Origin of the sequence: Phenylobacterium terrae, assembly GCF_042681205.1 — a bacterium.
GTDB classification, from domain to species: domain Bacteria; phylum Pseudomonadota; class Alphaproteobacteria; order Caulobacterales; family Caulobacteraceae; genus Phenylobacterium; species Phenylobacterium terrae.
Genome location: NZ_JBHUEY010000001.1, coordinates 84,133 through 110,047 on the forward strand (window position 1 = coordinate 84,133; position 25,915 = coordinate 110,047).

The following is a 25,915-nucleotide window of genomic DNA, read 5'->3' on the forward strand; positions in this document are numbered from 1 at the left end:
CATGGTCGACCTGGCGCCGGACATCGACCGCTACCGCGCCGACAGCCGCCGCGCGCTCAATGACGCGCTGGCCGGCCCCCTGGCGGCCGGCTTCGAGCTGGCCAGCCTGCCGCTCACCGACCAGGGCAGGCTGGCCATCCCGCTGGAAAAGCGCGACGTGACCGCCCTCGCCCGCCTGCAGGTCGACCTGGACGACGAGGAGGTCGTCCTCACCGTCAAGCGCGGCGCGGCGAGCGAGCGGCTGGTGTTCGAGGCCTACACCCCGGCCGGCGCGGCGCTGCTGCTGCGCCGGCGCGATCCGCAGCAGGCGGCGGCGGTGGAGTTCACCTTGAGCGCCACCCGCGGCGGCGCGGCGGTCCCCGCGGCGGGCCTTCCGGGGCTGATCGCCGTCGATGCGCTGAGCGGCAACCTCGCGCACCTGCTTATGGTGCTGTCCCTCGAGCAGCAGCGGATCCGGCGGCACCTGCGCGCGCTGGCGGCGGCGCGGACCATCGACGGCGCCAAGGGCGGCCTGCTCGACCGCCTGGGCGCCGAGCTCGGCGTTCCGCGCTTCGACAGCCGGATGGTCTTCGACGCCGGCGTGCTGAGCGAGATCGCCCCCGAGCGGGAGCCCGACGCCCGCTACCGGCCGCGCCTGCGCCTGTTCCGCGGGGCGCTCTTCCCCACCCGCGAAGAGGTCGTCCGCCGCCTGCGGGAGGTGAACCCCGGGTTCGACCTGGAGGAGCGCGACAACCCCTTCGAGGTGGCGGTGCGCATCGCCTCGGTCGCACCGACCGCGCAGGCCGCCCAGGACCAACTGGCCGCCGCCTTCGAGCGCCTGCGCCGCAGCCAGCTCATCGATCCGGCCGCGCCCGACGCCGATCGCGCCGTTCCCAAGGCCCAGAAGGCCGAGGAGAAGGCGCTGCGCCGGCGGCTCCGCGACGGGTTCTCGGCGATGCCCGCCGTCGCGGCGATGGCCCCGCCGCTGGCCCGGGCGCTGGACCGGCTGCTGGGCTTCGCAGGGGCCGTCGGCTTCGCCGGCGACATCGCCCTGGTGAAGGCGCAGGACGATGCGGGCGGCGCGCTGCACGAGCTCGGCCTGGGCGCCCAGATCCGCACCGGCCAGACCTTCCTGCGCCAGCTCGCCGACCGCATCCAGGCCACCGATCCCGCCGCCACCGGCGACTTCGCCGCCGCCGTCGCGGCGCTGAAGCCGGTGGCGGGCCAGCCAGGCGAGCCGCAGGCCATCGACCTGCTGCGGCCGCTCGGTTTCGCCACCGCCCGCCGGCTCGACGGGGTGAACTACTATCTCTCGCACCTGCCGATCGGGAACCTGGACATCGCCGGCCCCGGCGCGGTCGAGCGGCCGCCGGGAGCCCGAACGGAAGCGGTGTTCGAGGCCGCCGATCTTGCGCCGCGGTCGGCCGAGGGCCTCGCCGAGGCCCTGAAGGCGGCCAGGGAGCAGGCGGGGCTCACCGCCACCGCCGTCGCCGGCGCGCAGATCCTGGCGATGCTCGCCGACCTGCCTGCGCACGAGGCCGCCTACCGCGACCGCATCCTGCCGCCGCGCTACAGCCTGGCCGACCAGACGGCGCTGCAGGCGCTGTGGCAGGGCGTGCCGCCGGAGGCCCTCGCGGGCCTGACGGTGAAAGGCGCTACGGCGGCCGGGCTTCGGAACGGCGAGGAGGACGACTGGGACAAGGTCTCCGCCCTCACCTTCTCGCTGGCCGACCAGGGCGTGCCGGCCCTGGCGGTGCTGGTCCGGCAGAACGGCGACGTCGTGCTGGCGGCCTCCAGCATTCCGCTTCCGGGGCTCGGGCCCAACCTGACCCAGCGCAAGGCGCTGCGGCTCAACTGGGCGGCCGCCGACCTCGACACCGGCCGGCCGACCCGAGCGGCCTCGGATCCGGCCCACGGCGGCGGGACGCGCTTCCCGGTCCGCTTCGAGGAGCCCGGCGTCTACGCGATCGTGCTGACAGGCTACCGCCGCATGGGCCTCACCGACCCGCTCGAGGTGCGCCCATGGCTCCCGCCGGGCGAGACCCTCGACTACCCCGCCTACGAGCGGATGATGAACATCCTGGCCCACGCCTGCCCGGCCGGCGTCGAGATCAACACCTGGCCCATCCGCCAGCGTCACGTGAAGCTCGATCCCGACGCGCCGCCCGCCGCCCTGAACCTGGCCGCCGCCCGGAGCTTCCGCCGCTTCCGCCAGCCGCGCTTCGCCGTCCCGCAGTCACCCGTCCCGGGAGAGTCCGATGCCTGACTTCAGCAAGATCTCCGTCGCCGAATACCTCGGCAAGAACACCGAGGGCCTGCTGACCAAGCTGGGGGAGGCCAACCTCGACGAGGCCGCCACCAAGTTCGTCGTCGGCCAGTGGATCCTCGACAAGGCGGGCAAGAGCCTCCGCAGCTTCGCCCTCTCCGCCGGATCGCAGGTCAGCGCCCACGACCCCGCGGCCAGGTCCGAGTTCACGCCCAGCTTCGAGCACCGCGAGTGGCGCGACGGCGAGGATCTGGTCGAGGCCGAAGGGATCAACGGCTTCAACGTCCGCTTCAACGCCCTGCGCCAGGACCTGGAGACCGTCGAGAAGGACCTCGACAAGGCCTTCCAGGTGATCGCCCAGCTCCGTCAGGCGATCTCGGGCGCGTTCGGCGAGTTCAGCGCCGAGCTCAACGCCATCAACCGCCAGGTCCACGACTGCTGCAACAAGCCCTCCACGGGCGGCGGCGGCATCGGTTGGGGGCCGCTGGACATCCCACCGTTTCAGCTGCCGCCCCAGGTGTTCGAGCCCCGCCCCTTCCCGCGGCCGTGGGATCCGTTCGGCCCCCTGGGCCCGATCGGCGTCGATCCGCGCGTGGTCACGCCGACCGACCCGCGCATCAAGTTCGCCAAGCCCACGGTGTGGCGCGACGCCGCGAACCCGGACAAGGGCATGATCGAAGGCCTGCCGGCCGAGCGCATCGACGTGACGAACTTCAACGGCAAGCCGATGGAGGTCTGGAACACCTCCATGGGCCTGATCCTGACGGAGTCGGCCGCCGGCGTGGCCGACAAGGTCAAGCCGAGCTATGTCCCTCAGGCGCTCGAGGAGAGCCGCGAGTTCAGCCGCTTCCTGTTCGACAACGAGGAGGCGGTGAAGACCGCCTTCCCGCAGGGCTTCACCACCCGCCAGTTCCTCGACAAGTTCGGCGCGACCACCCTGGCGGGCGCGACGCCGGTCTCCGACGTGGTCAAGGGCCTGCCCGACGACATGACCTTCGAGTCGGTCTCCAAGCTCCACGATGCGGTCGCCGAAGCCAAGGCCAACGCCCTGGTCACCTCCGGGCTCGGCCAGGCGGCGGTGGTGGGGGCCGTGGGCCTCAACCCTCAGGCCGAGATCGCCGAGGTGCCGATCGGCTCGATCAAGTTCGCCGACGAACAGACCACCGAGGCGTTGCGCGCCGCCGGCGTGCGCACGCTCGGCGACCTGGCGAACAAGGATGTCGCGGAGATCCGCACGACGCTGGAGAACGCCGGCATCGCCACCAGCATGGGCCAGGCGGCCAGCCTGCGCGGCATGGGCCTGACCGTCACCCGGCTCGGCGGCTTCGGCAGATGAGCAAGCCGGTGGCCACGGCCGCCGACGTGAAGGCCGTCCCCTCGACCAGCAAGACGGACGTGGCGGGCAACACCGGCGCCGTCACCGCCGGGCCTGCGCCGCTGGCCGTCGTCACCGACCCGCGCCTGAAGATCGGCGGCCAGCCGGTCGCAACCAGGGCCTCGCAGATCTTCACCTTCTCCGGCCAGAACGCGTCTTCCGCGCCGGTGACCTATCCGAGCGCGGTCACGCTCGCCGCCGGCCCGACCAAGCTTCGGGTCGGCGGCAAGTTCGTCCTGGTCGACGGCGACGTGGCCGACGACGCCGCCGCGGCGCTGATCATCCCGGCCAACCGGATCGAGGTCTCGAGCGCCCGGAAGCTGAAGACCAGCTAGCGTCCCGGCGCAGATCGGCGTTGCGCCACCCTGCTGCCAGACAGCTGTCAGGAGGCCCCCTCTAGGGTGCTTTCCTGACCTGGAGGACCCCACCCATGCCCCTGATCGCCTCGTGCCACTGCGGCGCCACCAAGATCGAGCTGCCGCGACAGCCGGCGAGCGCCAAGGCGTGCAACTGCAGCTTCTGCGCCCGGACCGGCGCGGTGTGGGCCTACTTCCGCCCCGGCGAATTCAAGCTGCTCTCCGACGCCGAGGCGCGGACCTACTCGGCCAGCGACGGCCTCAACCGCCACCACTTCTGCGGCCGCTGCGGCATGCACACCTGGGGCGACTCGCCGGATTGGGCCTCGGTCTACAACGCCGACGGAACGCCCAAGCCGGGGTTCGACGCCGGCGCCTTGCCCGCCGAGCGGATCCACGGGGTGAACCTGAAGCTGATTGACGACCTCGACTGGTCCGGCGTCGCTGTCGAACAGGTGGACGGCCGCAACAGCTGGTGAGCGCTCACCGCCGGGTGGCGCGCCAGGCGATGATCCCGCCGACGGCGTTGCATGCCGCGGCGGCCAGGATCGCGGCCTGGTAGCCGCCGGTGACGTCGAACGCCCAGCCCGACAGGGTCGGCCCGACCAGGGTCCCGAAGGCGACGCTCGTGTAGAGCACGCCGATCAGGCTGCTGACATGGCGGCCGCCGAACTCGCTCATCAGCAGCGCCGGCAGGATCGCCACCCAGCCGCCGTAGAAGACGCCGTAGGCGACGGCGAAGGCGGCCAGCGGCCACACGCCCGACAGCGCCGGCCAGAGCGCCATCGTCGCGGCGACGCCGAAGATGATCAGCAGCAGCGAAGGCCGCTGTCCCAGCCGGTCGGAGAGTCCGCCCAGCAGGAACCGCCCCGCCGTGCTTCCGACCCCGACCGCGCCGAGCAGCAGCACCGCCTGGCCCGCCGGCACGCCGCGGTCCAGGGCGTAGGGGACCAGGTGGGCGAAGGGCAGGAAGACCCCGAACGCGCAGATGAGGCTGGAGAGGTAGAGCCCGGCGAAGGTTCGCGAGCGGATGGCGCTTCGAAACGGCGCGCCCGTCGGAGCCGCTCGCTCGGCGGCCACGGCGGCCTCGCCGTCCGGCGCCAGGCCATGCCGCGCCGGGTCCGCCGACAGCAGGAGCGCCAGGCCGCCGCCCGCGACGAGCGCCAGGACGCCCAGCGAGACGTAGGCCGCGCGCCAGCCCCAGGCCTCGATCAGCCAGGCCGCCAGCGGCGGCATGGCCAGGGTGCCGAGCCCTATGCCGCTCACCGCCAGGCCCGAGGCCAGCCCGCGCCGCCGAACGAACCACTTCTGCACCGCCGCCACCGCCGGCACGTAGGCGAAGCCGACGCCGAGCCCCACGCCCAGGCCGTAGGCCAGGTAGACCTCGGTCAGGCTGCGCGCCGCGCCGGCCAGCGCCAGGCCTGCGCCCACCAGCGCCATGCCGCCGACGGCCAGCGCCCGCGGCCCGAAGCGGTCGGCCAGCGGCCCGCTCACCACCCCGAGCGCGAAGTAGAGGAAACCCGCGATCGAGAAGACCAGGGACACGCCCGCCCGCGAGGCGGCGAACTCCCGCTGCAGCGGCTCGAAGAAGGTCGAGAAGGTGTAGGCGCTGCCGAAGCCGAAGAAGGTGACCGCGAACGCGCCGGCCACCACCGCCCAGCCGTAGAAGATCCGCGGCCGTGCCCCTGTCGTGGTCGCGGTCATGCGGCGAGGTTCCCGGCGGCCCAGGCGAGGTCCGGCCGGCGCCGGTGCCAGTCGCTCGCCCCCTGGAACGCCGCCCCGGCCGCCAGCAGGCGCGCCTCCTGCAGGCGGCCCGCGACGAGCTGCAGCCCGATCGGCAGGCCCGCGGCGCCGGCGCCGGCCGGCAGGCTCAGGGTCGGATGCCCGGTCATGTCGAAGGGACAGGTGTAGGTCTGCAGGCGGGCGATCAGCGCCGGCAGCTCGCCGAGGGTGCGGATGCGCTCCAGCGTCAGCGGCGCGAAGGGGTGGGCCGGGGTGAGCAGCAGGTCGACGTCGGCGAAGAGGGCGTCGAACCGGCCGCGCAGCGCCATCCGGCGCAGCAGGATCTTCTGGTAGTCCACGCCGCTCAGCGTCCGCCCCGCCTCGATTACCGAGGCCAGCACCGGGCCGTACGCCTCGGCCCGGGCGGGATAGGTCGCCTCGTGCGCCACCGCCGCCTCCACGGCGCAGTTGGCCGGCCAGTCCGCGACCGCCTCGGCGACGTCGGGCGCCGCCACCTCGACGACCTCCGCGCCCAGCGTGCGAAACACCGCCTCCGCTTGCGCCAGCGCCGCGGCGACCTCCAGGTCCACGTCTACGGTGTTCCACCGGCGGTCGACGCCGATCCGCAGCCCGCCGGCGCCCTCGCCGAGGGCGGCCAGGTAGTCGCCCGCCGGCTCGGCCAGCGAACTCGGGTCCAGGTCGTCGCGGCCGGCGATGGCCTGCAGCACGGCCGCCACGCTCCCGACGTCCCGCGCCATCGGGCCCACGTGATCCAGGCTGGCCGCCAGCTCGAATGCGCCGTGGCGGCTGACCCGGCCCCAGGTCGGCTTCAGGCCGGTCAGGTTGTTGGCCGCGCAGGGCCAGCGGATCGAGCCGCCGGTGTCCGAGGCGAGCGCCCCGCAGCAGAGCCCCGCCGCCAGCGCCACGCCCGGCCCGCTCGAGGATATCCCCGGCCAGGCCTGCGGGTCCCAGGGGTTCCGCGGCGGGCGGATCGAGGGGTGGTGGTCCGAATAGGCCCCCTCGGTCATCTGCAGCTTGCCGAGCAGCACCGCGCCCGCCGCCTTCAATCGCTGCACCACGGTGGCGTCCACAGCCGGACGGAAGTCGCCGTGGACGCGGGTCCCGGCCGCCGTGACCACCCCAGCCGTCCAGAACAGGTCCTTCACCGCCAGCGGGACGCCCTGCAGCGGCCCCCGGTCGCGCCCGGCCGCCAGCTCCGCGTCCGCCGCCCGCGCCTGCCGCAGGGCCGCCTCGGCCGTGACCCGCGCATAGCCGCCGAGCGCCGCGTCGAGCCGCCCGATCCGCGCAAGGTGCGCCTCGGTCAGGGCGAGGGAGGTGATCTCGCCCCGGCGCAGACGCGCGCCCGCCTCATCGATGCTCAGGTACGCCAGCTCGTCGTCGGATCCGGTCACGTTCGCCTCCGCTTTCGCCGCAAGCATCCCGGGCCCTCGCCTCCGGGTCTGGCGGAAATCGGACCCCGACAGCCGCTCCCCCAGGGGCGGGAGCCGCGCCCCGCCGTGGTCCCTGCGCCGCCGCGCGCGCTGGACAGGCCCGGCCCGATCGGCCAAAGCCCCTGTCAAAGGTAAGTCGGGCGAACGGTATGCGGGTCATCATAGTCGGGGCGGGGATCGGCGGACTGACGCTCGCGCTCAGCCTGCATGCGGCGGGGATCGAGGCGGAGGTCTACGAGGCCGCGCCGGAGCTGCGGCCGCTGGGCGTCGGCGTCAACGTCCTGCCCCACGCCATGCGCGAGCTGACCGAGCTGGGCCTGGCCCCCGCCATGGCCGCCCGCGGCATCCCCACCGGCGCCCTGATGTACGCCAACCGCTTCGGCCAGGAGATCTGGCGCGAGCCCCGGGGCCTCGGCGCCGGCTACAACTGGCCCCAGTACTCGATCCACCGCGGCGCCCTGCAGATGCTGCTGCTGGAGGCGGTGATCGAGCGGCTCGGCGGGGCCCGCGTCCACCTGGACCACGAGGCCGTCGGCGCCGATCCGGAGACGGGGACCGTCCGCTTCCGCTCGCGCGAGAGCGGCGCCGCCCTGCCCTCCGCGGCCGGCGATGTGGTGGTCGCCGCCGACGGCATCCACTCGACCCTGCGCGCCCAGTTCTATCCGGACGAAGGCCCGCCGATCTGGAACCGGCGCGTGCTCTGGCGGGGCGTCACCCTGTCGAAGCCCTACCTCAACGGCCGCACCATGGTGATGGCCGGACACCAGGACCAGAAGTTCGTCTGCTATCCCATCGACCCCGCCGTCGAGACGCAGGGCCAGGCGCTGATCAACTGGATCGCCGAGCTGCGCTTCCCGGACGAGACCGAGTGGCGGCGCGAGGACTGGAACCGTCCTGGCCGGCTTCAAGACTTCCTGCCCAGGTTCGAGGACTGGCGCTTCGCCTGGCTGGACGTGCCCGAGCTGATCCGCGGCGCCGAAGCGGTCTACGAGTACCCGATGGTCGACCGCCACCCGGTGGACCGCTGGACCTTCGGGCGCCTCACGCTGATGGGCGATGCGGCCCACCCGATGTACCCGATCGGCTCCAACGGCGCCTCGCAGGCCATCCTCGACGCGCGCACCCTGGCCTACGAGCTGGCGACCCGCGGCGAGGCGGCCGCCGCCCTGTCGGCCTACGAGGAGGCCCGCCGCCCGGCCACCAGCAAGCTGGTCCTGGCCAACCGCGGCAACGGTCCCGAGCAGGTGATGCAGCTGGCCCACGAGCGCGCCCCCGACGGCTTCGCCCATGTCCACGACGTGCTCTCGCCGGCCGAGCTGGAGGAGGTGGCGGCGAACTACAAGCGCCTCGCCGGCTTCGACAAGGAGGCGCTGAACGCCCGCCCGTCCCTGACCCCGCCGGTGAAGGCCACCGCATGAGCATCGCAGCCGACGCCCCCTTCCTGGTCATCGAGGCCGACGTCTCCGCCCCCTTCGAGCCCGGCCACATCGGCGCCGGCGCCCGCCGCTGCATCCCCATCGTCGGCGGCCGGGTGAGCGGCCAGGTCGCAGGCGAGATCATCCCCGGCGGCGCGGACTGGCAGACCATCCACGACGACGGCAACCTCCAGATCGAGGCCCACTACGCCTTCCGCACGGCCGACGGCGACATCGTCGAAGTCATCTCCAGCGGCGTCCGCTCAGGTCCCCCCGACGTCCTCGCCCGCCTCGGCGCCGGCGAGGCGGTGGACCCGTCCCTCTACTACTTCCGCACCTCGATCCGCTTCCGGACCGGCGCGCCGCGCCTCGCCCACCTCAACTGGAAGCTCGGGATCGCCAAGGGGGCGAGGCGGCCCGGCGGCGTGCGGCTGGAAGTGTTCGAGGTCCTCTGACCTCTCCGTCATCCCGGCCGCAGCGTAGCGGAGAGCCGGGACCCAGATCCCACGCGCCGCGGCTGGGTCCCGGATCGGTCCTGCGGTCCGGCATGACGGGAGCTAATTCAGCCTCTCCTTCAGCGCCCACGCCGAAAGCCCGAACATCGTCATCGCCGCGAAGTAGACGCCGCTGATGGCCAGCAGGCCGGCCCGCATCCCGGCCGCCGAGGCCTCGGCGCAGGCCGCAGCGGCGGCCCCTGCCCCGCGCCCGCCGGGGCAGGCGGCTGCGAAGTCGCCCAGTCCGCCGGCGAACTCCCGCGCCGCCGTCAGGTCGCTGAGCGTTCCCACGATCAACGGCCCGATCGCCGTGCCGAGCAGGGTCACCGCGATCATCGTCACCGCCGCCGTCGTCGGTCGCATGTGGTCGGGCGACATGTTCTGCGCGGCCGCCAGGACGGTCGCGTTCTTCAGGTCGGTGGCGACGTTGGCCAGGATCAGGAAGGCCAGGGCCACCGGCCAGATCTCCCGCGTGAAGGTCACCAGGAACAGGCAGCCCGCCAGCCCCGCCCCCACCGAAGGCAGGATCAAGTAGCTGCGCCCCCGCTCGCCGGCGAACCGGTCCGACAGGAAGCCGCCGAGGAAGGTGCCGGCCAGGCCCGCCAGGCCCAGCCCCAGCGCCACGATCACCCCGGCCTCGCGCAGGCTCATCCCGTACTGGCGGATGAAGTAGGAGGCGGTGAAGACGTTGGTGCCGCTGATCGCCATGCCCATGAAGGCGTTGGCGAAAAAGAAGAAGACGAAGGCCCGGTTGGCCGCCAGCAGCCGGATGTCGGCCAGGAAGTTGGAGGGCCTGGCCGCCTCGCCCGCCGCCGCGCGGCCGGCCTTGCGGGGGTCCCTCAGCGTCGCCTTCAGCGCCACGGCCAGCGCCACCCCCGGCAGCCCGACGATCACGAACGCCCAGCGCCAGCCCCACTCGTGGGCGATGAAGCCGCCGGCCAGCGGGGCCACGAAGCCGGCGATGGGGATGCTGGCGCTGATCGCCGCCATCGCCATCCCCCGCTGCCGGGCCGGGAAGTAGTCGGCCACCAGCGAGTAGCTGGTCGGGCTGCAGGCCCCCTCCCCCAGCCCGACGAACAGCCGCGAAACGAACAGGTGGACGTAGCTCATCGCCGCCCCGCAGGCCGCCGTCGCTCCCGACCAGATCGCCAGCGCCAGCGACAGGATGGTGGTCCGATCCCCCCGCTGCGCCCAGCGGGCGATCGGCACGCTGGCCAGCGTGTAGAGGATGGCGAACGCCGGTCCGCTGATCATCCCCAGCTGGGTGTCGGTCAGCGCCAGGTCCGCCTTGATCGGCTCCTGCAGGATGTTGAGGATCGCCCGGTCCAGGTAGTTGAAGCCGTTCACCAGCACGAGCGCGGCCAGCACGAACACCTGGTAGCGCGTCCAGCGGGCTCGCCCTCCAGCTTCAGCCGTCGCGGTCATCCGCTCCTCCCCCGTAGCGCAGCGTGCGGGGGAGGTGGATCGACGCGAAGCGGCGAGACGGAGGGGGCGCAAGGGGCGAAGCGCCCCCTCCACCGCCTTCGGCGGTCCCCCTCCCCCGCAGTCTGCGCCACGGGGGAGGATCTGGCCGCTACCCTCACCACGTCTTGGCCAGGGTCACCGCCACGAACCGGCCCACGGCGCTCGCCTGGCCGGGGTCCCAGCCGCCTTCCAGGTCGACGAAGGGCGGGTCGGCGTCGAACAGGTTCTGGGCGTCGAGACTTATGGAGAGCCCGTCCAGCCAACGCCGTCCCGTGTCCTCGAACTCGTAGCCCAGGTGGACGTCCACGGTGTCGAAGTCGTCGATCTTCTGGGTCGGGCTGGTCAGGGGGTTCTTGTAGTCGTCGGCGTGGTTCCAGGTGACCTGGGCGGTCATCGGCCCCCGGTTCCAGCCGGCGAACACCCGGCTCCTCAGCCGCAGCGGGAAGTTGATGGCGCCCACCTGCTCCAGCTCCGGCGCGACGGGCGTGATCTTGACCTTGAAGGTGTGGGTGTAGCTGCCGTTCACGCCGACGTTGAACTCGCCCAGCTCCGTGTCCCACCGGTAGCTGGCGTCGAAGTCCACCCCGCGCACCTTGGTCCCGCCCAGGTTCTGGGTCTGGGCGTTCTGCAGCCAGGCCACCACCGGCGGGCGGATGCCGTTGATCCGCAGTCCCTGGGCCAGCCAGGCCTGGATCTGCGCCTCCGTCGGGTTGCGGGTCACCAGGAACTGGTAGTTGGGATCGAGCAGGGTCTGCGAGCCCCGCGGCGGGTTGGAGACCTGGTTGTCGTAGTCGATGGAGAACCAGGTGGCCGACAGGCGCAGGCCCGGGACGGCCGGCGGCTGGTAGTCGAAGGTGAAGGCCCAGTTGGTCGCCTCCTCCGGCGTCAGGTTCGGGTTGCCGGCGTTCACCGCCAGGCCCGTGCTGGTGCCCGTGGGCGAGAGCGGATCGGGCACGGTGGAGACGATCAGCGCCGCCCCGCCCCGCAGCAGCTGCAGGTCCTGCAGCAGCGGCGCGCGGAACGAGGTCCCGTAAGTCCCCTTCAGCAGCAGCCCTTCGATCGGCGACCAGGTGACCCCGACCTTCGGGTTCGAGGTCGAGCCCACGTCGGAATAGTCGTCCCAGCGGTAGGCCAGCGACAGGTCGAGCCGGCGCAGGCCCGGCGCGGCGTTGGCGTCGCCGAAGATCGGCACGAACAGCTCGGCGAAGGCGGCCTTCTGGTAACGTGAGGTGTAGAGGAACAGGCGGCTCGGGTTGGCCGCATCCCCCTGCCGCGAGCCCGCGCCCAGCCCGTAGTTGACGTACTCCGCGCCCACCGCCAGCCGCATCAGTCCGCCCGGCAGCTCCCAGACCGGCCCGTTGGCCTGCACCTCGGCGCCGGCCAGGGTGTTGCGGGCGTAGGGGTTGAAGACGCCGGAGTTGATCGCCGCCAGCACCTCGGGCCGGTTCGGGCCGCCGAACGGATTGAAGGCCGTCGCCGGGTCGGTGCTGTTCAGCGCCGCGGTCAGCGCCGCCGGCAGGATGCGCTGGGTGTCCTGGGCCTCGTCCGTGCGGCCGTAGAAGCCGGTCAGATCGCCGCTCCACTCGCCCGGCAGCTCGAAGCGGAAACCGCCCGCCAGGTGCGTCGTGCGGAAATAGCCGTGCTGGCGCAGCACCCCGAGCTCGGGCCCGAAGAAGTGCTCCACGTTGACGCTCGTCGGATTGGTCCCGGGCGGCGCCACGAAGAAGGGGTTGGTCCTCGGCACGCTGAGCGTCGCCACCACCGAACTGGAGCCCTGCTGGATGGCGTTCGCGACGTAGTCGCGCTTTGTGTAGAGCCCCTCCAGGAAGACGCTGACGCTCTCCGTCAGGTTCTGCTCGGCGTAGAGCACCACGCTGTTGCGCTCCTGCTCGGGCAGGATGTCGCCCAGCCGGAAGGTCTCGCAACGGTTCCGCGTGCCGGCGACCAGCTGGCCCGCCGTCGCCGGGGTGACGCCGCCGGCCGGGATCGCATAGGGCGTCGACCCCACCAGGATGTTGCCCGGGCTGCACTGGGTGCCGCGGAAATCGCGCCCGCCGAACGGGCGCAGGTCCGAACGCACATAGTCCCGCTCGGCCCCGTTCAGGTTGGTGTTCTGCGAGTGCTCCAGGGCGATCATCGCGTGCCCCGAGCCCCAGTCGTGGCCGAACAGCTGGCCGAACTGTCGGGTCTCGTAGCCGTCCGCCCAGCCCAGGCGCACCTGCGTCCGGGCGCCCGTGAAGTTCTTGCGGACGATGAAGTTGACCACGCCCGCCACGGCGTCCGAGCCGTAGACCGCCGAGGCCCCGTCGGCCACCACCTCGATCCGGTCGAGGGCGATGGCGGGGATGGAGGTCGGGTCGATGTAGGTGCCGTTCACGCCGCTGGCCGGCAGCCTGCGCCCGTCCAGCAGCACCAGGGTGGCCTGCGGCCCCAGGCCCCGCAGGTTCAGCGCGCTGCCGCGGGTGGTGTTGGTGCCGCTGGTGCCGCTGACCACGGCGGAGGACGGGTCGTAGCCGAAGCCCTGGATCTGCGGGACCTGCTTGAGGAGGTCGTGGACCGTGGCCGAGGGCTGGCGGGCGATCTCCTCGGCGCCCAGCGACACGACGTTGGAGCCCACCGTCTCGACGCCGCGGATGCGGCTGCCGGTCACCACCACTTCCTCGACGGCGCTGTCCTGCGCCCAGGCAGGCGCAGCCTGGGCCAGCGCCGCCACCGCGGCCCCGGCCAGCAGATGAATGGCCTTCATGTTTCCTCCCCCGGGGGCTCTTGGCGGCCCCCGTTGTTGTGTTGTTCAGCCCGTTACGCGGTACTCGTTCTCCTCGCCTTGGCCGGCGCGACGCGGGTTTCGATGAACTCGCCCACCAGGCTCCACATCTTCGATTGGTCCCAGGTGTTGGCGTCGACCGCGTCGACCGGGAAATTCAGGACCGGCACGCCGGCCTCCTCGAGGGCGACGTTGATCATCCGCCCGCCCCACCAGCCCTCGATGGCCAGGCCCCCGTCCACCCGGTGGCGGCGCGCCTCCTCGATGGCCCAGGCGCTGCCGAGGCCCGGGATGTGCATCTGCTCGCTCATGGTGCAGTAGCGCGAGGCCAGCGCCCGGACGGGATCGCGGCCGCCGTAGCGCAGGTAGCCGTCCGAGGCGATGGACAGGTAGTTCGAGCGCACGAACACCGCCCCGTAGCGCTCCTCGAACTCGGTGAAGAAGTCGAGGTTCTGCCAGAGCCCCTGGCCCACATACATCAGCCGGAACTGCTCGTTGGGGCAGACCCACTGCTCGGTCTCGGCGCGCTGCTTGACCTCGTCGCGGAAGGCCCTGGCCTGCTCCAGCGCCCACTCGGTGCCCCGGTGCCACTGGATGCCCATCACCTGGCTCATCACCTCGCCCAGGCGCGCCGGCAGCTTGGGCGCGGCGATGATGATCTCGCGCACCTCGTCGAAGTACTCCTCCTGGCGGTTCACCCGGGCGACGATCTCGGCCAGCCGGTCGCGGTCGAGCTTCTTGCCGGCGACCTTCTCGGAGACCGCGATCAGCTCCTCGAACTGGGCCGCCATCAGGTCGATGCGGAAGGTCTCGTCCAGGTCCTCCCACTGCCAGCGGCTCATCTTCCACCACTCCGGATGGAGGGTGTTGAGGCTCGGCATCTCCAGCGGCACGTAGGGGCAGCCGGCGTAGTCGGCGATCAGCCGCCCGGATCGGTCCCCGGCCCCCGTGCAGACCAGCGACGGCTTGGGAAGGCCGCCCCACGGCTTGTCCGGATTGTCCTCGTCCAGCAGCACGCCCAGCGTCAGCGCGCCGTAGCGGGAGAGGCCCTCGTGGTAGCCCTGCCTGCCCAGAAAGTCCGAGTAGTGGCCGGACTGCCGCCGCGCCGCCACCAGTCCCGAATACCAGACGTCGGTGATGAACGGGATGTCGAGCGCTTCCCAGATCTCGTGCGGGACCAGCGCCGAGGCGATCGCGTAGGGCCGGCCTTCCTCGAATACCTGCTGGCGCAGCCCCGCGAACCAGTCGCGCTGGTAGGCGCGCAAGCTGCGGCTCACCTGCAGCTGGGTCAGCGCCTCGTGGCGGGCGCGCGAGGCTTCGCGGTCGTCGGCGCTCATCGGACCAGCTCCGGCAGGGCGGGTTTGAGGCTCGGGGCCCTCAGGAACTCGGCGGCTTTGGCCGAGATGGCGGCGCGGCCGGCCGGATCGGCGGCGTCCTCGCGCACCAGCAGCGCGGGCTTGGGCAGGCCCGCGACGAAGTGGGCCAGCCGCGGCAGGTCCCAGCCGAACTGCCGGTCCGAGGGCGGGACGTAGAACACCACCGCCTCCACGTCCGGCCGCGCCGCCTGCGCCCGGAACCAGGCCTCGCGGTCCTCGTAGGGGTTCACCGCCGGCGTCGCCACGTCCAGCCAGACCTTCTCGGCGATCGCCTCGATCAGGTCCCCGCCCGTGCCGACATCCTCCCCAGCCGCGCGCGAGCCGAAGGCGTCGTCCTCGGCCACCACCAGCATTCCGGCGCCCTCCAGCGCCTCGTGCAGGCCCGTGTGGGTGAAGGGCTCGGCGGTTGAGACCACGACCCGCGTCCCGCTCCGCGCCGGCGCGCCGTCGAGCTGGCCGAGCCAGGCCTCCAGCGCCGCCGCATACTCCTTCGGCGAGACGAACCAGCCCGCGCCCAGGGCCTGCAGCGCCTCGGTTCCGCTCACCCGCCCCTGCCAGCGCAGCGCCTGCAGTCTCCGCTGCAGCGCGCGCACGGCGTTCCCCTCGGCGATGGCCGCGCCCAGCGACGCCTCGTCGATGGCCCTCGGCGCCTCCCGCGCCAGCCGCTCGGCCAGCGCCCGCGTGCGCCCGAGGTTGTAGGCCCTGACCGCCTCACGCCGGCTCTGGATCAGGTCGTAGATCGCCAGCGGCGGCAGCTTGGGCGCCCGGCCGAGGCGGTAGATCTCCTTCAGGTAATAGTAGAGCTGCGCGTACGGCCGGGAGATCACCAGGAGGTCCAGGAACTCGAACTCGCCCTCGACGGCGGCTTCGAACAGCGCCTGGATCTCCGGGGCGACCACCGGGTCGATGTAGTGCTCTGCGGTCGGGATCGGCCGCTCCAGCTCGGCGGTCACCAGCACCGGCGTCCGCCCCGAGGCCAGCACCAGCTCGCGCGGGATCGCGGCGCCGACCAGCCCGACCACCTTGTCGCCCCTGGCGGCCGCCGCGCGGGCCGGCCCCAGCCGCTCGGCGTAGGCCCTGGCGAGCCGTTCGAACCCCATCAGACCGCCCCCTCCGCCTTCAGCCGCGCGGTGTCCGCCGCGCCGTAGCCGAGCCCCTTCAGCACCGCCTCGGTGTCCGCCCCCAAGGCGGGCACCGGACCGGAGAGGCCCGGCCCGTCCGCATCCGTGACGAAGCCGGCGTTGATCAGGGTGATGTCCCGCCCGCCCGGCGCCTGGCTGGGCGCCAGCATCCCGCGCTCGGCCAGCGTCGGGATCTTCAGGGCGTCGCGGCTGGTGCGCACCTGGGCCGCCGGACAGCCGGCGGCCATCAGGTCCTTCTCGAGCTGCGCCGCCGAGAAGTCCTTCAGCTTGTCGGCGAGCGCCGCCTTCAGCTCGGCGGTGTGGGCGTTGCGGCTCTTCACGTCGGCGAAGCGCGGGTCGGAGAGCAGCTCCGGCGCGCCGATCACCTTGCACAGCGCCTCCCAGTGGTTCTGGAAGTTGCCCGAGAGCCAGATCCAGCCGTCGCGGGTCCGGTAGGGCGCCACCGTCGGCCGGTCGTGGGCGATCGGCTGGATCGGCGAGACGTCGTCGCCGGTGATCAGCTGGCGCACCATGCCGACGCCCATCAGCACGAAGCTGGCGTCCAGCATGGCCACGTCCAGCAGCTGGCCCTCGCCCGTCCGCTCGCGCCGCAGCAGGGCCGAGAGGATCGCCGCGAAGGCCACGTAGCCGGAGAAGCAGTCGACGCTGAACCCGCGCGCCTGGGTGGGGACGTCGTCGCCCCCGTCCCACATCATCCCGCTCATCGCCTTGATGGTGTGGTCGTAGGCCGGCCAGCGGCTCATCTCGCCGCTTTGGCCGAAGCCGGAGATCGAGCAGTAGACGAGCTTGCGGTTGACGCCCTTCAGGTCCTCAAAGCCCAGGCCCATCTCCCGCGCCGCGCCGGGCCGCAGGTTCTCCACCACCACGTCGGCGGTCTCGGCCAGCTTGCGCACCACCTCGCGGCCGGCCTCGCTCTTCAGGTTCACCGTCACCGACTTCTTGCCGCCGTTGACGGAGATGAAGGACGGGCTCGCGTCCCAGCCGGGGATGCGGGCGAAGTCGCGGAAGTCGTCGCCGACGCCCGGCTTCTCCACCTTGATCACCTCCGCCCCCAGCAGTTGGAGCTGGTAGGTGCAGAACGGCCCGGCCAGGGCGTGGGTCAGGTCCAGGACCTTGATCCCGTCGAGTGCTCTCATCGTCTCTCCCCTGAAGGCGAAGTTTCATCGGACGACGTTCTTGCGTCCAAGACATAACGCGGCACTCTGCCATGCCCGATCGGCATGGGAGCGCGAACATGAACCAGCCCCGTCATCCCGGACGGCCCGCGGGGCCGATCCGGGACCCAGATGCAGCGCTCGCCCTCTCTGGGGCCCGGCTCTCCAGCCCGCTGGCGCGGGCCTCCGGCGATGACGGTGAGAAATGAACCTCGCGCATCTCTCCAACTTCGTGCGCATCGCCGAGGCCCAGAGCCTGTCCAAGGCCGCCTCGATCATCCGGATCGCCCAGCCGGCCCTCTCGCGCCAGGTGAAGACCCTGGAGGCCGAGCTCGGCGCTCCGCTGCTGGTCCGCCACGCCTGGGGCGTCACCCTCACCCCGGCCGGCCAGTCGCTGCTGGAGAGCGCCCGCCGCATCCTGCGCGACGTCCAGCAGGCCCAGGAGGCCATCGAGGCGCTGGAGAACGAGCCGGTGGGCGCCGTCACCCTCGGCGCGCCCAGCTCCCTGGCCACGGCCCTCTACCCGCGCCTGCTGCCCCGCATCCGCCAGAAGCACCCGAAGGTGCGCCTCCGGCTGATCGACGCCCTCAGCGGCGGGCTTCACCAGCGCACCCTGGCCGGCGAGATCGACCTGGCCATCCTGCACAACGACCGCTCCCTCGGCCCCCTCGCCGCCGCGCCCCTTCTCGAAGAGCCGCTCGGCCTCATCGGCTCGGCCGCCGCCATCGACGCCCTGCCGCCCCTCGACGCGCAGCTGCTGGCCTCGCTGCCGCTGATCGCCCCCACCGGCTCGAACCGCTCGCGCAAGACCCTCGAGGCGATCGTCGGCGATCCGGCCGGCCAGCTGGTGGCCGAGGTCGACTGCCTGCCCGCCATGCTGCAGATGGTCGCCGCCGGCATGGGCTTCTGCATCCTCCCCTACTCCTCCATCGAGGCCGACGCGGCCCGCGGCGTCCTGGCCTTCCGCAGCCTGCCCGCGCCGACGCCGGCCCGCGACATGGTCCTCGTCCACGCCCTCGACCGCCCGCCGACGCTCGCCGCTCACGCCGTGGAAGCCGAACTGCGCCGCCTCGTCGCCGAGCTCGCCCCCCGCATGCGCTGGGCCGTGGCCTGAAAGACCTCCCCCCGCATCGCGGGGAGAGGGCTCATTTCCTATGTGACCTCAAAGTCGCAGACCGGCGATTTTTGACGGCTGGTTCGAATCTCCCGCTGTCTCCCGAACAGTATGTATCGCATACCATTCTCCAAAGCCCAGCTTCGACCGGGCTCATGCGGGGAGGAAGGTATGAGAGAGCGTTCGAAGCTTGCGCTGCGGCTGCTGGCCGGCGCGGCGGCCCTCAGCGGCGCGACGTACGGCGGCGCGGCATTCGCCCAGGCCGGAGAGCCGGCGGTCATCGAGGAGGTGGTGGTCACCGCCCGCCGGCGCGAGGAGAGCCTGCAGGACACCCCCGTGGCGGTCACCGCCCTCAGCGCCCAGGCCCTGGAGGCCCGCGGCGTCGAGAACATCGCCGAGGTCGCCAAGTTCGCCCCGAATATCCGCTTCGACAACGCCGCCCAGCTCTCCGGCGGCAACTACAACGCCACCGTCTTCATCCGCGGCGTCGGCCAGAACGACTTCGCCCTGTTCAGCGACCCGGGCGTCGGCGTCTACGTCGACGGCGTCTACTTCGCCCGCTCCATCGGGGCCATGCTCGACGCCTTCGACGTGGAGCGGATCGAGGTGCTGCGCGGGCCGCAGGGCACCCTGTTCGGCAAGAACACCATCGGCGGCGCCGTCCTGGTCACCTCCGCCCAGCCGACGAACGAACTGAGCGGCCGCGGCGAGGTCACCATCGGCCGCTTCGACCGACAGGACTTCAAGGCCTACATCAACGTGCCGCTGGGCGATCAGCTCGCCGCCCGCCTGTCGGTCGCCAGCCTCAACCGCGACGGCTACGCCAAGCGGCTGCTGACTGGCGACGACCTGGGCGACCGCAACACCGACGCCGCCCGCCTGCAGGTCCGCTGGACCCCGTCCGAGGCGCTGGAGGTCAACCTCGCCGGCGACTACACCCGGGCCCGCGAGCACTCGGCGCCCAACACCCTGCTGGTGGCCGGCAACCGCCCCGGCTTCAACGGCGCGCCGTTCCTCCTCAACTACAACCGCTTCGTCGCCCCGACCCTGCCGATCCGCGCGCCGGACGGACAGATCGGCATCAACCCGTCCTGGATTACCGGCGACCCGTACGCCACCTATGGCACGGGGCCGAACGTCAATGACCTGGACACCTGGGGCGTCTCCGGCACGGTCGACTGGAGCCTGGGCGCGGTCGACTTCAAGTCGATCACCGCCTACCGCCACCTGAAGGCCGCCTTCGCCCGCGACGGCGACAACACCCCTTACGTTTTCCGGCACACCTTCAACTACGACAAGCAGAGCCAGTTCTCGCAGGAGTTCCAGCTCTCGGGCCTGTCCTTCGACGAACGGCTGACCTGGGTCGCCGGCCTCTACTACTTCACCGAGGACGGCCGCGACGAAGGCTACGCCCACCTGGCGCTCGGCCTGCAGCCGCCGCTCGCCACTGCCCCGCCCTTCTCGCCGTCGGTCAACATCCTGACCGAGGTGGAGAACACCACCCTCGCCGCCTTCGCCCAGGGCAGCTTCGCGGTGACCGACCAGCTGAGCCTGACGCTCGGGGCCCGCTGGAACCGGGACGAGAAGACCTACTACCTCGACCACCGCCGCATCTGGGACGGGTTCGTGGTCGCCAACACCTCCCGCTCGGGCGAGTGGGACTCCTTCACGCCCAAGGTCGGGGCCGAGTTCAAGGCGACCGAGGACGTGATGCTCTACGTGTCGGCCGGCAAGGGCTTCAAGAGCGGCGGCTTCAACGCCCGCCCGCTCGCCGACGAGACCGAGGTCACCGCGTATGAGCCGGAGACCATCTGGACCTACGAGGCCGGCGCCAAGACCAGCTGGTTCGACCGCCGGCTGATCGTCAACGCCGCCGCCTTCTGGTCGACTTACGAGGACATCCAGCTGACGGTGAACCAGACGCCGCGCAACTTCGTCGCCAACGCCGCCGAGGCCGAGCTGAAGGGGTTCGAGGTGGAGCTGTTCGCCAGGCCCGTCCCCGGCCTGGACATCAACATGGCCGTCGGCCACCTCGACCACGAGTACACCGCCATCGGCCAGGGCCTGGGCCCCACCCAGATCCTGCCGATCACCCTGTCCCACAAACTGGTCAAGGCGCCCGAGTGGACCGCCAACGCCGGGATCCAGTACCGCCTCGACCTCGGGGATACGGGCGCCTTCACCTTCCGCGCCGATGCGGCCTATTTCTCCCGCATCTACAACGACATCGCCAACGATCCCGAGCTCTCGCAGAAGCCCTACACCCTGCTCAGCGCCCGGGTCGCCTGGGACTCCCCGGACGAGCTCTGGCGCGTCTCCATCTTCGGCGAGAACCTCGGCGACGAGCAGGTCAAGGTCTCCGGCAACGCCTCCTCGGCCGCCTTCGGGCTCAAGGAAGCCGCCTACGGCCCGCCGCGGACCTGGGGCGCCACGCTCGCGCGGAAGTTCTAGGGGAGCGCCTTCCCCCACCTCGTCATGGCCGGCTTCAAGCCGGCCACCCATCCCGCTGGGTCCGCACCACCGCAACGGGCTGGAGTGCAGGTTGCGGAAGGGCGCCTCGCCGCCCCTTCCCGCCTCATTCCTTTCCCATTCATGGGAAAGGGGGACCGCTCGCCGAGCGGAGCGAAGAGCGAGGGGTGGAAAGGGCAAGCCGCAGGCGCGGCGCACTGGATCGCTCCAATCCGCAGTTCCGCCGCGCAGGCGGCTCGCCCCCTCCACCACCCGCTCTTCGGCGGGTGGTCCCCCTCCCCCGCTTCGCAGGGGAGGAAGGGAGGGTCAGGCGAGCGCCGCCTTCAGCGCCTCCACGGCGACGTCGGGGCGCTCCATCGGCAGGAAATGGGTCGTGCCCGGGACGATGGTGATCTCCACATGCCCAGGCGCCGCCTCCAGCCGGCACGTCGAGCCGGTCTCCGCCTTGAGGATCCGCACCGGCGCCGTAACGCGACCCAGCGCCGCTCGCACGTCGTGCGCCTGGGCGAGGTAGTTGGACACCTCCCACGCCGGGGCGCAGGCCAGCTCCACGGCGTCGTCCGCCTCCCGCAGCCCATCGCCCAGGTAGTCCGCGAGCATCGCCTCGCTCCAGGCCCTGAAAGGCCCGCGGCCGACGAACCCTGCCAACGCCGCCTCCCGGCTCTCGAACCTGGCCCGCCGGCGCAGCGTCCCCTGCACCAGCGGCGACTCCGCCGGCTCCCCGGTCGCATCCCGCGCCATGATCACCGGCTCCAGCAGCAGCAGCGAGCGCACCCGCGCCCCCGCCTCGGCGGCGGCCAGCACGCTCACCGTCGCGCCCATCGAGTGGCCCGCCAGCACCACGTCCCGCAGATCCAGCGACTCAACCAGCGCGACCAGGTCGTCCTTCATGTCGTCCCAGGTCCGCCGCCCCTCCGCGACCGTCGGCAGCTGCGTCCGCCCATGCCCCCGCGCATCCACCGCCAGGCAGCGCACCCCGAGCCCCGCCAGCACCCCGGCGTACGTCCGCGCGTTGAACCCGTTGGCGTGGCTGAACACCAGCCGCACCGGCTCCTCCGCCGGCCCGAACTCCAGCCCCGCGACCGCCCCGCCGCGGCCGGGCAGCTCGAAGCGCACCCGCCGCGCGCCCGCCATATCGCCCACCATCCGCCGCTCCTTGTTGCCTGTCGGATTAGTATGTCTTACAAACAATCTGGGCAAGCGAACGCGCCCTGGAGCCTCCGATGACCGCGCAAGTCCCGCAAGACGCCGGCGCCGACCTGGGCTGGCTCGCGCGCGACCCGATCAGCCGCCAGGCCGCCCTGCGGCCGACCACCACCGCCCTGCGCGACCTGACCACCGGCCGGGCGCTCGCCTACGCCGATCTCGAGACCGAGGTCCGCCGCGGCGAGGCGCTGCTGCGCAGCCTCGTCAGCCCCGGCGCCCGTGTCGCGGTCCTCGCCCGCAACAGCGTCCACCACGTCTCCCTGTTCTACGCCTGCCCCCGCGCGGGCGCGGTGTTCGTGCCGCTCAACTGGCGCCTCTCCGGCCCGGAGCTGGCCGTCCTCGTCGAGGACTCGGCGCCCGAGGTGATCGTCTACGCCGCCGAGTTCGAGCCCCAGCTGATGCAGGCGCTGGAAGGCCGCGCCCAGCCGCGCCTGTTCCGCATCGGCGAGACCGACGCCTTCGCGGACGCCCTGGCGGCGGCCCGGCCGGCGGCCCCCTCGCCGATCGATCCGCTGGCCCCGGCCATGCTGCTCTACACCTCCGGCACCACCGGCCGGCCCAAGGGGGTGATCGTCACGCCGAAGACGGCCTTCTACTCGGCGATGAACTACACCTTCGTCGGCGAGCTGACGGCCGGGCACGCCCAGCTCTGCGACGTGCCCCTGTTCCACGTCGTCGGCCTGCTGGCGGTCATGCACGGCTCGCTGCTGGCCGGCGCGACCGTCAACCTCACCGCCGCCTTCCAGCCGGACCTGACCGCGCGGCGCCTGGCCGACCCGGACCTCGCGATCACCCACTACTTCTGCGTGCCCCAGATGGTGCAGTCGCTGCTGGACGCCCCCGCCTTCGACCCCGCCGCCTGCCGGGGCCTGAAGTTCTTCACCGGCGGCGCGCCGATGCCGGACCACCTGACCCTCGCCCTGGCCGAAGCCGGCATCCGCCCCTCCAACGGCTACGGGATGAGCGAGAACGGCACCATCCTGGGCATGCCGCTGGACCCCGCCCTCGCCCGGACCAAGCTGGGCTCGGTGGGCGTGCCCTCGCCCGCCGTTGAGATCCGCATCGTGGGGCCCGACGGCCGCGACGCGCCCGACGGCGAGGTGGGCGAGATCTGGCTCTCCGGCCCCTCGGTCACCCCCGGCTACTGGAACCAGCCCGAGGCCACGGCCAAGACCTTCTCCGGCCGCTGGTTCCGCACCGGCGATGCGGCCCGCCGCGACGCCGACGGCTTCTACTTCATCGTCGACCGCTGGAAGGACATGTACATCTCCGGCGGCGAGAACGTGTACCCGGCCGAGGTCGAGGCCGTGCTGATCGCCCACGAGGCGGTCGCCGAGGCCGCCGTCGTCGGCTGTCCGGACGAGCGCTGGGGCGAATGCGGCTGCGCCTTCGTGGTCCTCGCCCCCGGCGCCGCCCTGACCGAGGCCGACCTGCTCGCCTGGTGCGACGCGCGGCTCGCCCGCTACAAGCGGCCCGCCCGCATCCGCTTTGTCGAGGCGCTGCCGCGCACCGCCTCGGGCAAGATCCAGAAAGACATCCTGCGGCGCACCCTCGCCGCCCCCCAGACGGAGTATTCCTCTTGAGTTTCGACCGGGTCGAGATCCCCTACGGCGCCTACTGGTCCACCCCCTTCGCCAAGTGGCAGGGCGCCCTGCAGCACCTGCACGCCATGAAGTTCGCCGCCTGGGTCGCCAAGGGCGAGCTGGCCCGCCGGAACATCGACCCCGAAAGCTTCGACACCGGCGTCTTCGGGATGACCAACACCCAGTACCAGTCGTTCTACGGCGCCCCCTGGCCGCTCTACGAGATCGGCGCCACGCGCACGCCAGGCCACATGATCACCCAGGTCTGCGCCACCGGCGCCCGCGTGGTGTTCGCCGGGGCCTCGGAGATCCAGCTGGGGATGGCCGAGCAGGCGCTGATCATCGCCGCCGACCGCTGCTCCAACGGCCCGCACATCTACTACCCCGCGCCCAAGGGCCCCGGCGGCTACGGCCAGTCCGAGGACCAGGTCACCTACAACATGATGAACGACGCCATCGCCGGCCACTCGATGCTCGAGACCGCCGAGAACGTGGCCCGCAAGTACCAGATCACCACCGAGGAGCAGCACGAGGTCGTCCTGCGCCGCTACGAGCAGTACCAGGACGCGCTGGCCGACGACCACGCCTTCCAGAAGCGCTACATGACGCTGCCGTTCAGCGTGCCCAAGCACAACTTCAAGGGCGAGGACGCGGTGCTGGCCGGCGACGAGGGCGTCTTCGCCACCTCGAAGGAGGCGCTGGCCCGCCTGAAGCCGGTCCAACCGGACGGCACCGTCACCTTCGGCGGCCAGACCCACCCGGCCGACGGCAACGTGGGCCTGATCCTCACCACGCCCGAGCGGGCCCGCGAACTCTCCACGGACCCCGCCATCCGCGTCACCCTGCGCGGCTTCGGCCAGGCCCGCGCCGAGCTGAAGTTCATGCCCGAGGCGCCCATCGCCGCCACCCAGAAGGCCCTCGACCACGCCGGCGTGAGCCTCGCCGACGTCGTCGCCATCAAGTCCCACAACCCCTTCGCCGTAAACGACATCGCCTTCGCCCGGGCCACCGGCGCCGACGTGATGGCGATGAACAACTACGGCAGCTCGCTGATCTGGGGCCACCCCCAGGGCCCGACGGGCCTCAGGGCCATCGTCGAGCTCATCGAGGAGCTGGCCATCCGCGGCGGCGGGATCGGCCTTTTCCAGGGCTGCGCGGCGGGCGACTCCTCGATGGCCGCGGTCGTCGAGGTCTCCCAGCGCTGACGCCCGCCGCGCGCCGGCGGATTTAGGTCCCTGCCGCCCGCAGCTGCGGCCCGGCGCTCCGGGCGCGCAGGACCTTGATCAGCGCCGCCAGCTCCTCGTCGGCGAGGCCGGCCCTCTCCGCCTCGGCCAGCCAGCCGCCGATCAGGCGCGGGAGCTCGGCGTCCAGGCCGAGGTCCTCCGAGACGTCGGCGATCCGCCGCACCGCCGGCAGGGAGATCCGCATCGGGCTCTCGCTCACCGCGAAGTCGCCGGAGGCGATCACCGCCCCCTCGTGGGCGAAGAAGCCGCCGAAGCTCGGGGAGATGGTCTGGACGATCCGGCCAAAGGCGTCCACCGGCAGGCCCATGGTCTCGGCGATCCTGGCCCCCTGCAGGAAGCCGGCGAAGGCGCCGTAGACGTAGGAGAGCGTCGCCAGGTCCATGTAGGCCGCCCCGTCCGCCGCCTCGCCCAGCCAGATCAGCGCCCCGCCCAGGATGCGAAGCTCCGCTTCAGCCGCCTCGAACGTGGCCTTCGGCCCGGCCACCAGGATCGGCGTGTCGGGCGCGCCCATCTGCGCGGGCGCCGCCTGGATCGCCGCATCGAGGTAGCGCGCGCCGCGGTCCTCCAGGAACCTCGCCGCCGCCCGCGCCTCCTCCGGACCGGTGGTGCCGAGGTCGACCACCGTGCGACCCTTGAGCGCCGCAGCCGGCCCCTCCGCGGAAAGCACGCCGCGGACCGCGGCCTGGTCCGCCAGGCAGATCAACACCAGCGGGCTGGCGGCGATCGCCGCGGCGGGGTCGCCGGCGCGCGCCGCGCCCTCGGCTTCCAGCGGCGCGGCCCGCTCCGCCGACCGGTTCCAGACCGTCACCGACCTGCCGGCCCGCAACAGCAGCCGGGCGATCGCCGCCCCCATCTGACCCAGCCCGATCACCGTCACATCCGTCATTGCTCAGCTCCTTCATCAAGGTGCTTGGCAGATCGGGAGCAGCTGTCGTAACCACAAGAACAGACTGAAATGTCAGGTACTTACCACCTGGTAAGCACCCAGGAGGCGGTGATGGCGAAACCGGCGACCAGCTACGCCTGCGGGATCGGCCCGGCCTTCGAGGTCATCGGCGGCAAGTGGAAGGCCGTGATCCTCTGGGAACTGCGGGACGGGCGGCGGCGCTTCGCCCAGCTGCGGCGGGCGATCGAAGGCGTCAGCGAGAAGATGCTGATCCAGCAGCTGCGGGAGCTCGAGCGGGACGGCCTCGTCCTGCGCGAGGTCTTTCCCCAGGTGCCGCCGCGGGTGGAGTACGAACTCACCGACTGGGGACGCCGGCTCAACGAAGCCCTCGGCCCCATGGCCGACTGGGGCGAGCTCTACGCCAAGGCGCACGGCCGCTACCCCGGCTGACGGCC

The 25,915-nt window shown here is 72.3% G+C and carries 20 protein-coding genes; 11 read left to right on the forward strand and 9 right to left on the reverse strand.

The features are described from left to right. The first annotated feature begins 1 nt into the window (after window position 1). The 4 genes from ACFSC0_RS00465 to ACFSC0_RS00480 all read left to right on the forward strand — a co-directional run bounded on the left by ACFSC0_RS00465 (window position 2) and on the right by ACFSC0_RS00480 (window position 4,455). Window positions 2–2,245 (forward strand): serine/threonine-protein kinase, encoded by a 2,244-nt coding sequence (locus tag ACFSC0_RS00465; protein ID WP_377281315.1) that lies wholly within the window; start codon window positions 2–4, stop codon window positions 2,243–2,245. Continuing rightward, window positions 2,238–3,581 (forward strand): hypothetical protein, encoded by a 1,344-nt coding sequence (locus tag ACFSC0_RS00470; RefSeq protein ID WP_377281314.1) that lies wholly within the window; start codon window positions 2,238–2,240, stop codon window positions 3,579–3,581. The genes ACFSC0_RS00465 and ACFSC0_RS00470 overlap by 8 nt, the downstream gene beginning before the upstream one ends. Continuing rightward, window positions 3,578–3,955 carry a hypothetical protein gene (locus ACFSC0_RS00475; RefSeq protein WP_377281313.1) on the forward strand — a complete coding sequence of 126 codons (378 nt, stop codon included), beginning with the start codon at window positions 3,578–3,580 and terminating at the stop codon, window positions 3,953–3,955. The genes ACFSC0_RS00470 and ACFSC0_RS00475 overlap by 4 nt, the downstream gene beginning before the upstream one ends. Window positions 3,956–4,050: 95 nt before the next feature. Beyond that, window positions 4,051–4,455, forward strand: a complete 405-nt coding sequence (locus ACFSC0_RS00480) for a GFA family protein (protein WP_377281312.1) — start codon at window positions 4,051–4,053, stop codon at window positions 4,453–4,455. A gap of 4 nt (window positions 4,456–4,459) precedes the next feature. Here the strand turns inward: ACFSC0_RS00480 and ACFSC0_RS00485 are convergent, their stop codons facing one another. Next, window positions 4,460–5,680, reverse strand: coding sequence for an MFS transporter (locus ACFSC0_RS00485; RefSeq protein ID WP_377281311.1), 1,221 nt, complete (start codon window positions 5,678–5,680; stop codon window positions 4,460–4,462). Then, complete coding sequence (locus ACFSC0_RS00490; RefSeq protein ID WP_377281310.1) at window positions 5,677–7,110, reverse strand: amidase; 1,434 nt, start codon at window positions 7,108–7,110, stop codon at window positions 5,677–5,679. Before ACFSC0_RS00490 ends, ACFSC0_RS00485 begins: the two co-directional genes overlap by 4 nt. Window positions 7,111–7,298: 188 nt before the next feature. Here ACFSC0_RS00490 and ACFSC0_RS00495 point away from each other — a divergent pair, with 188 nt between their 5' ends. Further along, window positions 7,299–8,567, forward strand: a complete 1,269-nt coding sequence (locus tag ACFSC0_RS00495) for a flavin-dependent oxidoreductase (protein ID WP_377281309.1) — start codon at window positions 7,299–7,301, stop codon at window positions 8,565–8,567. Continuing rightward, window positions 8,564–9,019: a DUF3237 domain-containing protein gene (locus ACFSC0_RS00500; protein ID WP_377281308.1), complete on the forward strand. Its 456-nt coding sequence runs from the start codon at window positions 8,564–8,566 to the stop codon at window positions 9,017–9,019. The genes ACFSC0_RS00495 and ACFSC0_RS00500 overlap by 4 nt, the downstream gene beginning before the upstream one ends. Before the next feature lie 102 nt (window positions 9,020–9,121). Here the strand turns inward: ACFSC0_RS00500 and ACFSC0_RS00505 are convergent, their stop codons facing one another. From ACFSC0_RS00505 to ACFSC0_RS00525, 5 genes are all read right to left on the reverse strand, one after another. Next, on the reverse strand, window positions 9,122–10,483 hold the full coding sequence (locus ACFSC0_RS00505; RefSeq protein WP_377281307.1) for a spinster family MFS transporter: 1,362 nt from the start codon (window positions 10,481–10,483) through the stop codon (window positions 9,122–9,124). Window positions 10,484–10,637: 154 nt separating this feature from the next. Beyond that, window positions 10,638–13,268: a TonB-dependent receptor gene (locus ACFSC0_RS00510; RefSeq protein ID WP_377281306.1), complete on the reverse strand. Its 2,631-nt coding sequence runs from the start codon at window positions 13,266–13,268 to the stop codon at window positions 10,638–10,640. A gap of 53 nt (window positions 13,269–13,321) precedes the next feature. Beyond that, entirely contained in the window at window positions 13,322–14,623 is a 1,302-nt protein-coding gene (locus tag ACFSC0_RS00515) for a 2-hydroxyacyl-CoA dehydratase (RefSeq protein WP_377281305.1), read from the reverse strand. Then, complete coding sequence (locus tag ACFSC0_RS00520; protein WP_377281304.1) at window positions 14,620–15,762, reverse strand: 2-hydroxyacyl-CoA dehydratase; 1,143 nt, start codon at window positions 15,760–15,762, stop codon at window positions 14,620–14,622. The genes ACFSC0_RS00515 and ACFSC0_RS00520 overlap by 4 nt, the downstream gene beginning before the upstream one ends. Further along, entirely contained in the window at window positions 15,762–16,940 is a 1,179-nt protein-coding gene (locus ACFSC0_RS00525) for a CaiB/BaiF CoA transferase family protein (protein ID WP_377281303.1), read from the reverse strand. Before ACFSC0_RS00525 ends, ACFSC0_RS00520 begins: the two co-directional genes overlap by 1 nt. Before the next feature lie 223 nt (window positions 16,941–17,163). On the opposite strand from ACFSC0_RS00525, the gene ACFSC0_RS00530 reads away from it, so the two are divergent. Further along, window positions 17,164–18,072, forward strand: coding sequence for a LysR family transcriptional regulator (locus ACFSC0_RS00530; RefSeq protein ID WP_377281302.1), 909 nt, complete (start codon window positions 17,164–17,166; stop codon window positions 18,070–18,072). A gap of 171 nt (window positions 18,073–18,243) precedes the next feature. Then, a complete protein-coding gene (locus ACFSC0_RS00535; protein ID WP_377281301.1) occupies window positions 18,244–20,523 on the forward strand; it encodes a TonB-dependent receptor in 2,280 nt (759 codons plus the stop codon). Window positions 20,524–20,847: 324 nt separating this feature from the next. Here the strand turns inward: ACFSC0_RS00535 and ACFSC0_RS00540 are convergent, their stop codons facing one another. Continuing rightward, window positions 20,848–21,687: an alpha/beta fold hydrolase gene (locus ACFSC0_RS00540; RefSeq protein WP_377281300.1), complete on the reverse strand. Its 840-nt coding sequence runs from the start codon at window positions 21,685–21,687 to the stop codon at window positions 20,848–20,850. Window positions 21,688–21,764: 77 nt separating this feature from the next. Between ACFSC0_RS00540 and ACFSC0_RS00545 the strand changes: the two genes are divergently transcribed. Together ACFSC0_RS00545 and ACFSC0_RS00550 are read left to right on the forward strand one after the other, a co-directional pair. After that, window positions 21,765–23,330 (forward strand): AMP-binding protein, encoded by a 1,566-nt coding sequence (locus tag ACFSC0_RS00545; protein WP_377281299.1) that lies wholly within the window; start codon window positions 21,765–21,767, stop codon window positions 23,328–23,330. Continuing rightward, a complete protein-coding gene (locus tag ACFSC0_RS00550) occupies window positions 23,327–24,535 on the forward strand; it encodes a thiolase family protein (RefSeq protein WP_377281298.1) in 1,209 nt (402 codons plus the stop codon). The genes ACFSC0_RS00545 and ACFSC0_RS00550 overlap by 4 nt, the downstream gene beginning before the upstream one ends. Window positions 24,536–24,557: 22 nt before the next feature. Here ACFSC0_RS00550 and ACFSC0_RS00555 read toward each other — a convergent pair whose 3' ends face one another. Then, window positions 24,558–25,460: an NAD(P)-dependent oxidoreductase gene (locus ACFSC0_RS00555; RefSeq protein WP_377281297.1), complete on the reverse strand. Its 903-nt coding sequence runs from the start codon at window positions 25,458–25,460 to the stop codon at window positions 24,558–24,560. Between the two features lie 111 nt (window positions 25,461–25,571). On the opposite strand from ACFSC0_RS00555, the gene ACFSC0_RS00560 reads away from it, so the two are divergent. Then, on the forward strand, window positions 25,572–25,910 hold the full coding sequence (locus ACFSC0_RS00560) for a winged helix-turn-helix transcriptional regulator (protein WP_377281296.1): 339 nt from the start codon (window positions 25,572–25,574) through the stop codon (window positions 25,908–25,910). The last annotated feature ends 5 nt before the right edge of the window (window positions 25,911–25,915 follow it).